Origin of the sequence: Shimia sp. MMG029 (genome assembly GCF_027947445.1) — a bacterium.
Classification (GTDB): Bacteria; Pseudomonadota; Alphaproteobacteria; order Rhodobacterales; family Rhodobacteraceae; genus Shimia.
This window is the reverse complement of the sequence record NZ_JAQJIM010000003.1, coordinates 204437-218544: the sequence shown is the minus strand read 5'-3', so window position 1 is coordinate 218544 and position 14108 is coordinate 204437. Positions and strand designations below refer to the sequence as shown.

At 56.5% G+C, this 14108-nt stretch carries 15 protein-coding genes; 9 read left to right on the top strand and 6 right to left on the bottom strand.

Annotated features, from left to right (window positions below):
• Positions 1-101: 101 nt before the first annotated feature.
• Positions 102-869 (bottom strand): hydroxyacylglutathione hydrolase, encoded by a 768-nt coding sequence (gloB, locus tag PJL69_RS10435; RefSeq protein ID WP_271309595.1) that lies wholly within the window; start codon positions 867-869, stop codon positions 102-104.
• Positions 870-930: 61 nt separating this feature from the next.
• Between gloB and PJL69_RS10430 the strand changes: the two genes are divergently transcribed.
• Positions 931-1671 (top strand): class I SAM-dependent methyltransferase, encoded by a 741-nt coding sequence (locus PJL69_RS10430; RefSeq protein WP_271309594.1) that lies wholly within the window; start codon positions 931-933, stop codon positions 1669-1671.
• A 35-nt stretch (positions 1672-1706) separates the two neighbouring features.
• On the opposite strand, the gene PJL69_RS10425 is transcribed toward PJL69_RS10430, so the two are convergent.
• On the bottom strand, positions 1707-3299 hold the full coding sequence (locus PJL69_RS10425; protein ID WP_271309593.1) for a hypothetical protein: 1593 nt from the start codon (positions 3297-3299) through the stop codon (positions 1707-1709).
• A gap of 449 nt (positions 3300-3748) precedes the next feature.
• Here PJL69_RS10425 and PJL69_RS10420 point away from each other — a divergent pair, with 449 nt between their 5' ends.
• The 7 genes from PJL69_RS10420 to PJL69_RS10390 all read left to right on the top strand — a co-directional run bounded on the left by PJL69_RS10420 (position 3749) and on the right by PJL69_RS10390 (position 9757).
• Positions 3749-4309 carry a F0F1 ATP synthase subunit delta gene (locus tag PJL69_RS10420; RefSeq protein ID WP_271309592.1) on the top strand — a complete coding sequence of 187 codons (561 nt, stop codon included), beginning with the start codon at positions 3749-3751 and terminating at the stop codon, positions 4307-4309.
• Positions 4309-5847: a F0F1 ATP synthase subunit alpha gene (gene atpA / locus PJL69_RS10415; protein WP_209098867.1), complete on the top strand. Its 1539-nt coding sequence runs from the start codon at positions 4309-4311 to the stop codon at positions 5845-5847. The genes PJL69_RS10420 and atpA overlap by 1 nt, the downstream gene beginning before the upstream one ends.
• Positions 5848-5859: 12 nt before the next feature.
• A complete protein-coding gene (locus tag PJL69_RS10410; protein WP_271309591.1) occupies positions 5860-6732 on the top strand; it encodes a F0F1 ATP synthase subunit gamma in 873 nt (290 codons plus the stop codon).
• A 16-nt stretch (positions 6733-6748) separates the two neighbouring features.
• The gene (gene atpD / locus PJL69_RS10405) at positions 6749-8173 is read left to right on the top strand and encodes a F0F1 ATP synthase subunit beta (protein ID WP_209098863.1); all 1425 of its coding nucleotides are present in this window, start codon (positions 6749-6751) and stop codon (positions 8171-8173) included.
• An 11-nt stretch (positions 8174-8184) separates the two neighbouring features.
• A complete protein-coding gene (locus PJL69_RS10400) occupies positions 8185-8580 on the top strand; it encodes a F0F1 ATP synthase subunit epsilon (protein WP_209098861.1) in 396 nt (131 codons plus the stop codon).
• A gap of 111 nt (positions 8581-8691) precedes the next feature.
• Complete coding sequence (locus PJL69_RS10395) at positions 8692-9045, top strand: H-type lectin domain-containing protein (RefSeq protein ID WP_271309590.1); 354 nt, start codon at positions 8692-8694, stop codon at positions 9043-9045.
• Positions 9046-9199: 154 nt separating this feature from the next.
• Positions 9200-9757: an adenylate kinase gene (locus PJL69_RS10390; RefSeq protein WP_271309589.1), complete on the top strand. Its 558-nt coding sequence runs from the start codon at positions 9200-9202 to the stop codon at positions 9755-9757.
• A gap of 111 nt (positions 9758-9868) precedes the next feature.
• On the opposite strand, the gene PJL69_RS20340 is transcribed toward PJL69_RS10390, so the two are convergent.
• The gene (locus tag PJL69_RS20340; RefSeq protein ID WP_441347474.1) at positions 9869-10318 is read right to left on the bottom strand and encodes a PACE efflux transporter; all 450 of its coding nucleotides are present in this window, start codon (positions 10316-10318) and stop codon (positions 9869-9871) included.
• 46 nt (positions 10319-10364) lie between these two features.
• The gene (locus tag PJL69_RS10385) at positions 10365-10763 is read right to left on the bottom strand and encodes a CBU_0592 family membrane protein (RefSeq protein ID WP_271309588.1); all 399 of its coding nucleotides are present in this window, start codon (positions 10761-10763) and stop codon (positions 10365-10367) included.
• A gap of 174 nt (positions 10764-10937) precedes the next feature.
• On the opposite strand from PJL69_RS10385, the gene PJL69_RS10380 reads away from it, so the two are divergent.
• A complete protein-coding gene (locus tag PJL69_RS10380) occupies positions 10938-12125 on the top strand; it encodes a helix-turn-helix transcriptional regulator (protein WP_271309587.1) in 1188 nt (395 codons plus the stop codon).
• Between the two features lie 92 nt (positions 12126-12217).
• Here PJL69_RS10380 and PJL69_RS10375 read toward each other — a convergent pair whose 3' ends face one another.
• The gene (locus tag PJL69_RS10375) at positions 12218-13276 is read right to left on the bottom strand and encodes an ABC transporter ATP-binding protein (RefSeq protein ID WP_271309586.1); all 1059 of its coding nucleotides are present in this window, start codon (positions 13274-13276) and stop codon (positions 12218-12220) included.
• On the bottom strand, positions 13273-14067 hold the full coding sequence (locus PJL69_RS10370; RefSeq protein ID WP_209098855.1) for an IclR family transcriptional regulator: 795 nt from the start codon (positions 14065-14067) through the stop codon (positions 13273-13275). Before PJL69_RS10370 ends, PJL69_RS10375 begins: the two co-directional genes overlap by 4 nt.
• Between the last annotated feature and the right edge of the window lie 41 nt (positions 14068-14108).

The window sequence follows — 14108 nt, the reverse complement described above, 5'->3', positions numbered from 1 at the left end:
GAATTGCTGAAGGATTGGGCTGCGGATTGGCTTGTTAGACAAGGTATTTGGTGGGGCCGCTTGCAAATTCAAGGCGGCCCGCTCTCTTGGCCCTTGGAGGATCAAAAATTGTCTTTGCGTTTGCGAATTTCGGTGAAAACCAACTCGGCTGGCGCATCAGCCATGCCAATCGCAGTCTTCAGGGCGGGTTCATGGCTGCGCAGAAAAGGATTCGTCGCCTTTTCGATGCCCAGATTGGACGGAACTGTGAATTTGCCCTCCGCACGCAGGGCGTCGACTTCCAGGATTCGGCTGGCTAGCGCCGGGTTGTCTTCTGCCAATGAGGCCGCGAAGGCGCAGTTTGATGCGGTATATTCATGACCGGAGCAGACGGTTGTGGTGTCTGACAAGGCGGCAAGCTTGCTGAGGCTGGCAAACATCTGTGCGGGGGTGCCTTCGAACAGACGACCGCAGCCCATTGCCATCAAACTGTCGCCGGTGAACACGGCCTGTGTATCGGGAAAGTGGAAGGCGATGTGGCCGACTGTGTGCCCCGATACATCAATGATTGAAACGGTTTCGCCCGCAAACTCAAAGCTGTCGCCCTCTGCCAGTGCGAGATCCAGATGCGGGAGGCGGTGGGCGTCTGCGCTGGCGCCGATGACTTGTGCAGGATGGGCGGCGAGAATGTCGGCCAGACCGTCCACGTGATCCCAATGATGGTGGGTCAGTAGCACGTGGGTCAGGTGCCAATTGCGCGCCGACAGCTCTGCCAGAATCGGACCGGGTTCTGGTGCGTCAACCAAAGCAGTGGCGCCTGTGGACGCATCATGCACCAAAAAGGCATAGTTGTCTGACAGGCAAGGAATGGTGACGATCTGATGGGGCATGGAAATTCGCCTCTGCATGGTTATGTTAGCAGTAGATTTGCCGATCAGAGAGCCGGGCGCAATGCATCTTGATGTGCAAGACCTTCGCAATTTCTACTACCGCAGCACTTTGGGGCGCGCGGCGCAGAAGGCTGTGCGTGATGAACTGCTGGAGTTGTGGCCTGAGGCGACGGGGCAAACGGTTGTCGGTTTTGGTTTTGCGGTGCCTTTGTTGCGGCCCTATCTGGCAGAGGCGCGTCGGGTCGTGGCCTTGATGCCGGGACCGCAGGGGGTGATGCCGTGGCCCGCTGGCATGGCGAATGTCTCTGTTTTGTGTGAGGAAACGTTATGGCCGATCGCCACAGGGCATGCGGATCGTTTGGTGATCATGCATGGGCTTGAGACGAGCGAGCGGCCGAGTGATGTGCTTGAGGAAGCCAGCCGTGTGTTGGGGCCTGGGGGGCGCGCTGTTTTTATCGTGCCGCACCGCTCTGGCATGTGGTCGCGCAGCGATAAGACGCCTTTCGGATTTGGCCGCCCCTATTCCACAGGGCAGCTTGAGGGATTGCTAAAGCAGCATGGGTTCATGCCTGAGCGGCATCGGGCCACCCTGTATCAACCCCCCAGCCACAAACGGTTCTGGCGCAAGACCGGGGCGTTGCTTGAAAGCTTTGGCAAGACCGTTTCGCCGGTGATGGCGGGCGGTGTTCTGATTGTGGAAGCCAGCAAACGGGTCCAGGCGCCCAACGGGCCGGGTGTAGGGACGCGCGTTAAGCGGCCACTTGGCGTTTTGGCACCCAGCCCCGAAGCGGTGCCCGCCTAAATCAGGCACCACAAGACGGCCGGTGCGCTTTGGATTCAGGCGTCTTGGCGCAGAATTGTCAGGCGTAAATCATTTTCCGCGATGCCGACACCATTCTGGAAATCCTCTTCCAGAAGTTTGAGCACGGGAACATCCCCCACGAAGATCTCTGAGTAGGACACTTCGAACCCGTTGCCATAGGTGTGGTTGACGATATCCACCTCCCCTTCGAGGTCGGCAGGAATGTTGATGGTCAGATGGTTGCCCGTGAGGGTGCGCAGCACGGCGGGCCCTTGATCGACCGCGTCTGCATGCACATTGAGCACCAGCGTGTCTTCGCCTGCGTTGCCATCCACATAATGGCCCATACCAAATGTGATGGTGTCATCGCCCTCACCGCCCAGCAGCACAGTATCGCTGTTCTTTACCAGATCGGCGGTGATCACATCATCGCCGTCTCCGCCAATAAGATGTGCGGCGCCATCGCTGTCTTCTGACACGGTTATGGTGTCATCCCCGTCGCCGCCATGGGCGACATGCGTGCCGCTGCCAAGGCTCAGTGTGTCATTGCCGTCTTGAAGATCAACGAGCGCGTTTTCTGAGGTGGCTATCGTATCGTCAGCAGCGGAGCCTTCGACGGGTTTCAGCGCAAAAAGTTTGTGGGCTTGTGCGTTCTCTGCCTGCTGTTCAAAGCTGTCGCCGTTTGGATCGACGATGCTGGTGAGCTCGACATCCTCCGCAGAGAAGTCGGTGACCCCTTCTAGTCGCAAAGTACGGGTTTCGACATTGTCTGGGTTCAGCGGGTTTTCCCAGCTGATATGCACGTCTGTAAAGGCGCCGTCCGGGTCTGTGGTGGTCGTGATGGATGGCGTTGGAATGCTGTTCAGATCAGACATTTTGGCGCTGACGCCGATGTCCACCAGCAGCATGTCTTCTTCGGTGTTGAAATCGGTGATCCGCGCCACAACGGGATTGTCGCTTTCCTCCCCGTCGCGGATCCCTGTCGCGTCATCGATATCAAGGGCATAAATGTCGGCACCGGCGCCGCCCGTGAGGACATGGGGCAGCGTGTCTTCTGGCAGGCCGGACAAGGGGCGCATCAGAAAGGTGTCGTCGCCATCGCCGCCATCGGCCTGTGCCGCTGCACCCTCTGCGGATTGGGAAGCCTTTAGGAAGAATGTGTCATCGCCGTCGCCACCAAAGCCGCGGGCGGCCTGTGAGATGTGCATATAGTCGTCGCCATCTCCGCCGAAACCATCGACGGTTCCGCCGATTTTGAGCGCATCGTTGCCGTCCTCGCCGTGCAGATCGCCAGAGCCAGACCCGATCAGCGTGTCAGCGCCATCTCCTGCAAAAATGTTGTCTGTGCCGCGCGCGGTGAGGGCTTCGCCGCCCTCGGAGCCGGTGATGCCGTCTTTGGTGTCGTCTTCTGCAGCGTCTGAAGATTCAGAGCTGGGGGTCACGCTTTCGGAGGGTGGGGTGATCTGATCAATCAGGTCGGTGTCTGTGTCTTGATCTGTGTCCGAAGACTCGTCCGTTTCAGACTCTGTTGCCTCGTCCGCTTCTGAATCGTTTTTTGATCCCATCACATCGACAACAGCCGTGGCTGCGCCAATGCCCAAAAGCGACAATAGTACTAACGGTCCCATAACCACCTCAGTATTTTAGAATCGGACTCAGTCCCCCAGTGATCCATTGAGCGCGGAGTAGATTGAAATTTCGTTGATACATGCGCTGGTCGAGCGATCCTAAGTGGATGGGCGTGATGAATTGTCGCAGATGTCGTAAATGGCGTATTAAGATATGGGAAAAAGCAGCGACAGCACCGCAATTTTCACAAAAAAACAACTCTGTGAGACATGTTTGGCTGCCGCTGCGTGATGCACCTTTGCCTGTGTATAACATCGGGGTGAAAACGCAGCTTTTCCTGCTTTTCTGATCGCTCGGAAATACCTAGCAAAAATGTTGCTAGGTCGCCGCACCTCTGCTACACCCTCGACGGATTTTAACGCCCCGTTAGTTTCGGGGTTAAGTAACGCCCTCGCTTCTTGCATACATTTGTATGCTGGAAGGGAGGCCAGCAAGCGGAAGGGTGGACGTGTCCGAACCAGCTTCGATCTCCTCCGGCATCGCCGAGCGCTATGCCGCCGCGGTCTTTGAGATCGCACAAGAGAACAACGCGCTGAGCGAATTGGAAAGCAGCCTCGACGGCCTGAGCGCGGCATTGGCCGACAGCGCCGACCTGCGCGATCTGATCAATTCCCCTTTGGTCAGCCGCGAAGACCAAGGTGCAGCAATCACAGCAGTCGCCCAGAAAATCGGTGTTCAGGAAGTTCTGGTAAACGTGCTGGGCCTGATGGCACAGAAACGCCGTCTGTTCGTGCTGCCGCAACTGATTGCGCATCTGCAAGCGATGCTTGCGGATCACAAAGGCGAGGTGACCGCAGAGGTGACCACGGCCAAAGCACTGACCAAAACCCAAAGCGAAAAGCTGGCCAAGACCCTGGCCGCGCGCGTTGGTAAAGATGTCAAGATTGATGCGACTGTCGACGAAAGCCTCGTTGGCGGTCTTGTTGTTAAAGTGGGCTCGAAGATGATCGATACCTCGATCCGCTCCAAGCTCGCATCCCTACAGAATGCAATGAAAGAGGTCGGATAATGGGTATCCAAGCAGCCGAAATCTCTGCGATCCTTAAGGAGCAGATCAAAAACTTTGGCCAAGAGGCCGAAGTGGCCGAAGTCGGCCGTGTGCTTTCCGTCGGCGACGGTATTGCGCGCGTCTACGGCCTGGACAACGTTCAAGCTGGTGAGATGGTTGAATTCCCAGGTGGTATTCAGGGCATGGCGCTGAACCTGGAAAATGACAACGTGGGTGTCGTTATCTTCGGTTCTGACCGTGACATCAAAGAAGGTGACACTGTTAAGCGCACCAACTCCATCGTGGACGTTCCAACCGGAGAAGGCCTGCTGGGCCGCGTTGTAGACGGTCTGGGCAACCCGCTGGACGGCAAGGGCCCAATCGAGTCCTCCACCCGTGGTGTGGCAGACGTGAAAGCGCCGGGCATCATCCCGCGTAAATCTGTTCACGAACCAATGGCGACTGGCCTGAAGTCCGTTGACGCGATGATCCCAATCGGCCGTGGCCAGCGTGAGCTGATCATTGGTGACCGTCAGACCGGTAAAACTGCCGTTGCTCTGGACGCGATCCTGAACCAGAAATCCTACAACGACGCCGCAGGCGACGATGAGAGCAAGAAGCTGTACTGCGTATACGTCGCGGTTGGCCAGAAGCGCTCCACCGTTGCGCAGCTGGTGAAGAAGCTGGAAGAAACCGGCGCGATTGAATACTCCATCGTTGTGGCCGCGACCGCGTCTGACCCGGCACCAATGCAGTTCCTGGCACCTTATGCCGCAACCGCGATGGCCGAGTACTTCCGTGACAACGGCAAGCACGCGCTGATCATCTATGATGACCTGTCCAAGCAGGCTGTTGCTTATCGTCAGATGTCCCTGCTGCTGCGTCGTCCACCCGGACGTGAAGCGTATCCTGGTGACGTTTTCTACCTCCACTCCCGTCTGCTTGAGCGTTCCGCGAAGCTGAACGAAGACTTCGGTGCAGGCTCGCTGACCGCGCTGCCGATCATCGAAACCCAAGGTGGCGACGTTTCCGCGTTTATTCCAACCAACGTGATCTCCATCACCGACGGTCAGATCTTCCTGGAAACAGAACTGTTCTACCAAGGTATCCGTCCAGCTGTGAACACCGGTCTGTCGGTTTCCCGTGTGGGCTCCTCCGCGCAGACATCCGCGATGTCCTCGGTTGCTGGTCCGGTGAAACTGTCCCTCGCGCAGTATCGTGAGATGGCAGCCTTTGCTCAGTTTGGTTCCGACCTTGACGCCGCAACTCAGCAGCTGCTGAACCGTGGTGCGCGTCTGACCGAGCTGATGAAGCAGCCTCAGTACTCTCCGCTGACCAACGCAGAAATCGTCTGTGTGATCTTCGCGGGTGTGAACGGCTACCTCGACAAAGTGGCAGTGTCTGACGTTGGCCGCTTTGAAGAAGCCATGCTGACCTTCCTGCGCAGCAAGCACGCCGACCTGCTTCAGTGGATCACCGACGAAGATCCGAAGATCAAAGGCGAGGCCGCTGACAAAGTGAAAGCCGTTCTGGACGCGTTCGCCGCTGACTTTTCATAAGGGGTTCGGACAATGCCTAGTCTGAAGGACCTAAAAAACCGGATCGAGAGTGTGAAAAACACTCGGAAGATCACAAAAGCCATGCAGATGGTTGCCGCGGCGAAACTTCGCCGCGCGCAGGAAGCTGCTGAGCAGTCGCGTCCTTACACAGAACGGTTTAACGCCGTTCTGGGTGGTCTCGCGGCCTCGGTTGGCGGCTCTGACTCTGCACCTAAGCTGCTTGCAGGGACTGGCAGCGATCAGACCCATCTTCTGGTGGTGATGACCGCTGAACGCGGCCTCTGCGGTGGCTTCAACGCAAACATTGCTAAGTTGGCGCGTGCGAAAGCTGCGGAACTGAAAGCTGCAGGCAAAACCGTCAAGGTTCTGACTGTTGGCAAGAAGGGCCGTGACGCGATCAAACGCGAATTGGGTGATGACTTTGTAGGCCACGTGGACCTCACCGAGGTGAAACGCGTGGGCTACGACGACGCTCAGGGCATTGCCCGTGACATTCTCGTGCGCTTTGACGCGGGCGATTTTGATGTCGCAACGATCTTCTATGCGAAGTTCGTGAACGTCGTGAGCCAGATCCCGACCGAACAGCAGATCATCCCGGCCGCGTTTGAGGCTGAGGAAGGTGGCGCAGCAACCCTGTATGACTACGAGCCCAGCGAAGAGGCCATTCTGGCTGACCTGCTGCCGCGCGGCGTGGCCACACAGATTTTCGCTGCACTGCTGGAAAACGGTGCCTCTGAGCAGGGTGCGCGGATGTCCGCAATGGACAACGCAACCCGCAACGCAGGCGACATGATCGACAAGCTGACCATCGAGTATAACCGCTCACGTCAGGCTGTGATCACCAACGAGCTAATTGAAATCATCTCGGGCGCGGAAGCGCTCTAAGAACCGGAGACGAAACATGGCAAACGCAAAAGGTAAGGTGACCCAGGTCATCGGCGCTGTTGTCGACGTGCAGTTCGACGACTCTCTGCCGGAGATCCTGAACGCACTGAACACCGAAAACAATGGTAAGAAACTGGTTCTGGAAGTTGCCCAGCACCTTGGTGAAAACACCGTTCGTACCATCGCAATGGACGCAACCGAAGGTTTGGTTCGTGGCGCAGTCGTAGAAGATACTGGCGCTCCGATCTCTATCCCGGTTGGCAACGCGACCCTCGGTCGTATTCTGAACGTGATCGGTGAGCCGGTTGACGAAGGCGGCCCAGTGGAAGCGAAAGAAACTCGCGCCATCCACCAGCCAGCACCAGAGTTCGCTGAGCAGGCCACCGAGTCCGAAATCCTCGTGACCGGCATCAAAGTGATCGACCTTCTCGCGCCTTACTCCAAAGGTGGTAAGATTGGTCTGTTCGGCGGCGCTGGTGTGGGCAAAACCGTTCTGATCATGGAACTGATCAACAACATCGCAAAAGTGCACTCCGGCTACTCGGTGTTCGCGGGTGTTGGTGAGCGGACCCGTGAAGGGAACGACCTGTACCACGAGATGATCGAATCCAACGTTATTAAGCCAGACAACCTCGAAGAGTCCCAAGTGGCTCTGGTTTACGGCCAGATGAACGAGCCTCCCGGTGCGCGTGCCCGTGTTGCTCTGACCGGTCTGACCCTGGCGGAACAGTTCCGTGACCAATCCGGTACCGACGTTCTGTTCTTCGTGGACAACATCTTCCGCTTTACACAGGCAGGTTCTGAGGTGTCCGCGCTTCTCGGCCGTATCCCGTCTGCTGTGGGTTACCAGCCAACTCTGGCAACCGATATGGGCGCGATGCAGGAACGCATCACCTCCACCAAATCCGGTTCGATCACCTCGATTCAGGCGGTTTACGTTCCAGCGGACGACCTTACCGACCCTGCACCGGCAACCACCTTTGCCCACTTGGACGCAACCACCGTTCTGTCCCGTGCGATTTCCGAACTGGGTATCTACCCAGCTGTGGACCCGCTGGACTCCTCTTCCCGTCTGATGGATCCGTCCGTTGTGGGTGAAGAGCACTATGCGGTTGCTTCTGACGTTCAGCAGATCCTTCAGCGCTACAAGTCGCTGCAAGACATCATCGCCATCCTCGGCATGGACGAACTGAGCGAAGAAGATAAGCTGACTGTTGCGCGTGCGCGTAAGATCCAGCGTTTCCTCTCTCAGCCGTTCGACGTGGCGAAAGTCTTCACCGGCTCTGACGGTGTTCAGGTTCAGCTGGAAGACACTATCGCGTCGTTCAAAGCCGTTGTGGCTGGCGAATACGATCACCTCCCAGAGGGCGCCTTCTACATGGTTGGCGGCATCGACGAAGTGATTGCTAAAGCCGAGAAGATGGCTGCTGAAGCGGCCTAAGGAGGCCCGACATGGCAAACGAGATGCAATTTGACCTGGTCAGCCCTGAGCGGAGCCTTGCTTCGCTTCAGGCGACCGCCGTGCAGATCCCTGGCGCTGATGGTGACCTCACCGCAATGCCAGGCCATGCGCCTCTGCTGACTTCACTGCGCCCCGGCGTGGTGCGGGTTCAGACGGCGGATGGCGAGAAGGATTTTGTGGTGACCCGCGGTTTCGCGGAAATCTCTGCAGAGTCGATCTCGGTGATCGCGGAGCACGCACATAGCGGTGAAACCGTGACCAAAGCGGATCTTGAGGACGTCATTGCTGACGCTCGCAAGGCGGCTGCGGAAGCGGGCGAAGAGCACAAGGACGGCGCGGAGAAGTTCCTCTCCGATCTGGAGCATCTTCTGGAAGATATGGTCTGATCCCAAGCGGATAGACTGGTTGGAGGCCTCGCCATCACGGCGGGGCCTTTTGCGTTTTTGTAACCATATTTTGGCTTGATGATGCCTTGATTGAACTGCACACAGAACACGATGAAGAGAATACGCAACAGCTATGTCGGTGTGGATCAGGGGGACGAGGTCCTCTTTTCCGAGTTTGAAGACAACGGCCAGATGTGGACCGGCGATGGCGCGCGTGAGCGCCGCAAGCTGATCAAATTTCGCTCCAAATACCGCGTGCCGCCTGCGGTGCATGTGTCGCTTTCGTTGTGGGACATGGACAGCGGGCCAAACATCCGCTCAGAGGTGGTGGCGGAAGAGATCACCAATCTTGGGTTTCAGCTTGTGTTCCGCACCTGGGGCGACAGCCGTATTGCCCGCGTGCGCATGTCCTGGATGGCGATTGGTGAGCTGGCCTATGCGGATGACTGGGTGATTTCGGAGTGAGTTGGGCGGGTCTAGAGACCTTTTGAGCCCGAGATTTATTCTAGGGATCAACTGACGATTTGGTGTCTTTATGCTGAGCGCTTTCCCCTAAAGAGCGCGCCTGCCTTTCGTGCCAATTGGTTGCATCTGTTGATTTTTTCGGGGTCACTCAGATATGAAGACATCTTACAAACACCTAAAAGTATACATTTTTGGAGCCTCCGGCAGTGGGTCCAGTACGCTGGCGCAGAATGTTGCGGAAGCCACAGGATTGACCCATGTGGATGCGGATGATCACTACTGGGCACCCGTTGATCCGCCTTTTTCAGTGAAGAACCCGCCGCAGGAGCGAGTGCGCCTGATGAAGGAGGCGATGGGGGGCGTTGGCTGGGTTCTTTCGGGGTCCTGCAACGGCTGGGGCGAGGCGTTGATTGCTCAGGCTGACCTACTGGTGTTCACAACCCTTGCAGCGGAGGTGCGGATCCAACGCCTCGTCGCGCGGGAAGCCGGCCGGTTTGGGGCGCGCATCAAAGAAGGTGGAGATATGTATCAGATCCATTGCGATTTCATTGAATGGGCCAAGGGCTATGATGATCCTGCATTTCATGGCCGCAACATTGAGATGCATGAGCGCTGGATTGCCTCGCAAAACAAACTTACCTGCCGCATCGATTCCAGTGGCCCAGTTGACGCATCGGTGCAGGTGGTGTGCCGCGCGCTCGCGGCGCTTTAATGACGCTAATAGCTGGGCGCTGCGGTGTCTTATCCCAACCTCGCTCAGCGGATGCGCGCGTGGGTGCCTGGGCTAAGCATATAGATCCGTGCGTGCCGATCGCAGGACATTTCAAAGATCACGTGCAAAGTCGGTGGAGGGGTGAACAGGACGCCAGCGGTCATAAAATATGTGGAAAGTAAAAGTATAGACCACGTATGCGATTGTCAGACTGACATTGATGAAAAGTGCTGACGTCAATGAGTATCCCCCGGTCCAGATAAGCAACGGGCAGGTGATTAGAATTGAGCTTGTTTCATGAAGGGTCGCGTGGAGAATGCGCGCGCCCAATGGTCTATCGCTCGCCAGACGCCCGACACACTTCCGTTCGACATAGTCAAAAAGCGTATTGAAAACGGGTGCCCAGACTAGGATCACAATCGATAGGAGTGCAATTGTTGCAAGCCCGCCTGCCATGGAGGTGCCAGTCAGGTAAGCATATGCCGGGGCAACCAGAGCAACGCCTCCGGCCTCGAAGCATAGGGTTTGGATCACACGCTCTGTGGGGGATCTTAGAGTCATCGCAAGACACTTGGCTGGCTTTCAGCAGCATGCTGAGAGTGCCCCACTAACCACACCGACCCAGTTCTTTCTCTGGTAGGGTCTGGCTTGAAGTTTCGGTCAACAAGACGATGTTTTCAGGCACTGTAGCGTGCTTCGCTTCAGTTTTTGCCGGGTTGTCCAGTCTGTTTTTTTTATGGCGTATTACTATGCCGTAGAGACCGATAACAATGTAGCTCAGCTGAATCAGGCATGATGCGAGGTTGAATGCGCCAACGAGGCTGATCAACACGCATATTGCAGCAAAGACCTTGGAGGCAGGGTAAACTATGCCGTTGCCGCACACTTTCTCATTCTGGACCAAGCCAAAACCGATCACGTAGGTCAAAAAACCCACGACACCGATCATCTGTAGAAGGCTGGGGTAGGTCAGCATGGTCTCGAAGCTGGTCTGTAAAAAATCCATTACGGGGAACTCAATAAACGCAATCTTTCGTTGAAGCTGTGGGCGACCGTACCTCTGAAATTGAAGGCTGGCAGTTCCCAAATGTGAACTTGCAGCGCAAATAAATGCTATATTTCAATGACGAGATTTCGAATCTGCTTCGACGTTGCCTGAGGGTAAACCGGACACCATTTTATGGAGCTTGGGATTTTGAACAGCCAACCGACCAGCGAGCGACTGCGTCAAGTGTTGAAGACTGTGGACGCTCTATACGAAGCTGCGTGCGATCCGGCAAAATGGTCTGCATTCTTGCAATCCGCCGCAGGACTTTTTGAGGCTCAGGGGGCACAAATTGGCCACCATGACCTAGGCAATCATAGGCTCTCCTTTAGCCGACTCTATGGCTACGAATGGAGTGACAGCCACTACCGCCGATATGATGAGTTAATGCCAACGGATCCCCGACTGCCCTATTTTGCGCAGAACCCGTTTGAACCTGTACATTGCAGGATGCACTTAAGCGATGAAGAACTGCATGGCACTCAAGTCTATCAAGAAATTCTGGAACCGGGCGGCGTCGAGTATTCACTGGGCGTAAATCTCATTGAAGACACACGTTCGCTCTCATATTTCCTTGCGTTGAGAAACAAGTCACAAAGTCGGTTTGAAAGGTCAGATTGCGGCTTGCTGAGTGAACTTATCCCCCATCTAAACCGGGCGATTATTTTACAGCGGGATATCGGCTCGATCGATTTTGAAAAGAATGTTGCCGCAAATACGCTTGATAACATGGCGATCGGCGTGATCGTTGTTGGCAGTTCGTCTCGTATTATGTTCAGCAATGCGACGGCTCAGGACATCCTTCGGGATCTAGACGGATTGTTCGTGGTTGATGGAGTGCTTTTGTCGAGCAAAGCGAATGAACGACATCTGTCCGCAGCCATTGATTTTGTCATTTCACAGGCTCGGAACCGAAATGCAGTTTCCGGTCAAGCGGTTTCGATTGTGCGCAACAAAAGTATGGTTCCCTTGCAGCTTTATGTCTCTCCGCTTCTGGGTGAACTCACGCACGGGGGATGGGCTGGGAAAAGTGAACCACTGGCGATATTGACCATCCGAGATTCAGAACGGCCCATGGAAACGCGGCAAGAAGTCCTGTGCAAGGCGTTTGGGTTGACCGCCAGTCAAGCACGGCTAGTAACGATGATTTCGGGCGGTTTGTCTCTGCAAGATGCCGCAAAAAACGCGGGCATAACAGAAGCGAGCGCGCGCCAATATCTTAAAATTGCCTTTGATAAAATGGATGTGTCACGCCAAGGAGAAATGGTGGCCAAGGTCCTGAATTTGCCACTGCCGGTTGCTTCTTCGCAATACGCGCTCTGAAGAGAACATCGCTCAGAGCGCGTAGCAATATTGTGCCAGATCACTGTTAGGCGTCGTCGCGATCAACCACGCTTCTGCCTTCTAAGTGCCTCTCAGCGGATGCGGGCGCCGGTGTCTGGATCAAACAGATAGATCCGCTCGGATGGGATCGTCAGGCCGACCTTTTCGCGCTCTGAGCTGCGGTGGTCGCCGCGTTCTTCGACGATCAGGCGGGTGTCGCCGATGCCGCCGAGGTAGCAATAAGACACGCCGCCAAGTGCCTCTGTCAGCTCAATGGTGAGCTGGTCTGCATTGTGGTCGAGTTCCAGATGCTCTGGGCGAATGCCCAATGTCACTTTGGTTTGACCGGCGGGCAGGGCGATGGGGGAGGTGATGGGAGCCACGAACGCCGGGTTGGTCAGTTTGCCATCCACAACATCACACTCAAGGAAGTTCATCGACGGGGAGCCGATAAAGCCTGCGACAAAGCGGTTGTCGGGATCGCGGTAGAGATCCAGAGGCGCGCCGACCTGTTCAATGCGGCCATCGCGCAGTACCACGATTTTGTCGGCCATGGTCATGGCTTCGACCTGATCGTGGGTCACATAGATCATGGTGGCACCGATTTCCTGATGCAGGCGGGCGATTTCCACACGCATGTCGACGCGCAGCTCTGCATCGAGGTTGGAAAGCGGTTCGTCAAACAGGAACACTTCCGGCCCGCGCACAATGGCACGGCCAATCGCGACACGCTGGCGTTGGCCACCCGAAAGCGCCTTTGGTTTGCGCTTGAGGTATTGGTCGAGTTTGAGAATCGAGGAGGCTTTTTGCACTTTCTCCTCGATTTCGGCCTTGGGATGCCCGTTCATGCGCAGCCCGAAACCCATGTTTTCTGCCACGGTCATATGCGGGTAAAGCGCGTAGGTCTGAAACACCATGGCGACGCCGCGTTTGGCGGGGTCCATATGGGTCACGTCCCGGGTGCCGATGTTGATGGTGCCTTCTGTGGTCTCTTCCAGACCAGCGATCATGCGCAGCAGGGTGGATTTGCCGCAGCCAGAGGGGCCAACGAAGACGCAGAATTCGCCATCTTCAATCTGCAGATCCACGCCGTGGATCACTTGGGTTTCGCCATACCGTTTGATGGCTCCTTGCAGAGTTACGCCTGTCATGTGGTCGCTACCTTTTGCTGTCTGGTTTCGGGGAAGCGCCAAGCCTGGGCTTCCCGGCCAATTTGGGCGGCAGTGTCCATCACGCGGGGCGCCCATGTTTCTAGTTGCTCAAGAGAGATTCGGCTGGTCGGGCCGGTGACGGAGAGCGCCCCCAGCATGCGTCCATTGGGGGATAGAACCGGCACGGCCACGCAGACGATGCCGGGTTCATGCTCTTCACGGTCAAAGCCATAGCCACGCGCGCGGATGTTATCGAGCTCTGCGCGCAGCTCTTCGGCTGTGACCAAAGTTGTTGGGGTGAAGCGATGAAAGCTCTGCTGGGCGATCGTGGCCGTCAGCGTCTCTTCATCCAGAAAGGCCATCATCGCCTTGCCGACGCCGGTGCAGTAAGCCGGGCCGACTTTACCAGCCTGCGAATACATGGCCACTGGGTCGCGTGCGTTGCGTTTATCGACATAGAGCACCTGAGAGGCATCGAGTTGCGCCAAATGCACGGTTTCCCCAGACGCCTGTGACAGCGCGTCCAGATGCGGGCGCGCGATGGGCGCGAGAGAGCTTTGTGTCCAGGCCGCATGGGCGAGGCGCACAAGGCGGATGCCCAGCGAATAGGTCTGTCGATCACTGTCATAGGCCAGCATGCCCTGATTGGTTAGGGTCTGTAGGAAGCGATAGAGCGTTGCCTTTGGGTAGATGCTTTGCTCTTGCAGCTCCCCAAAGCGCACAGGCCGCTCAAATGCGGCCACTTGATCCAGCACGTCCAGTGCTTTGCCGACTGTTCCGTCGCCTGCCATGAACTGTTGTTCTCCTCCACTTTCCTGCTGGTGGGCAGGAA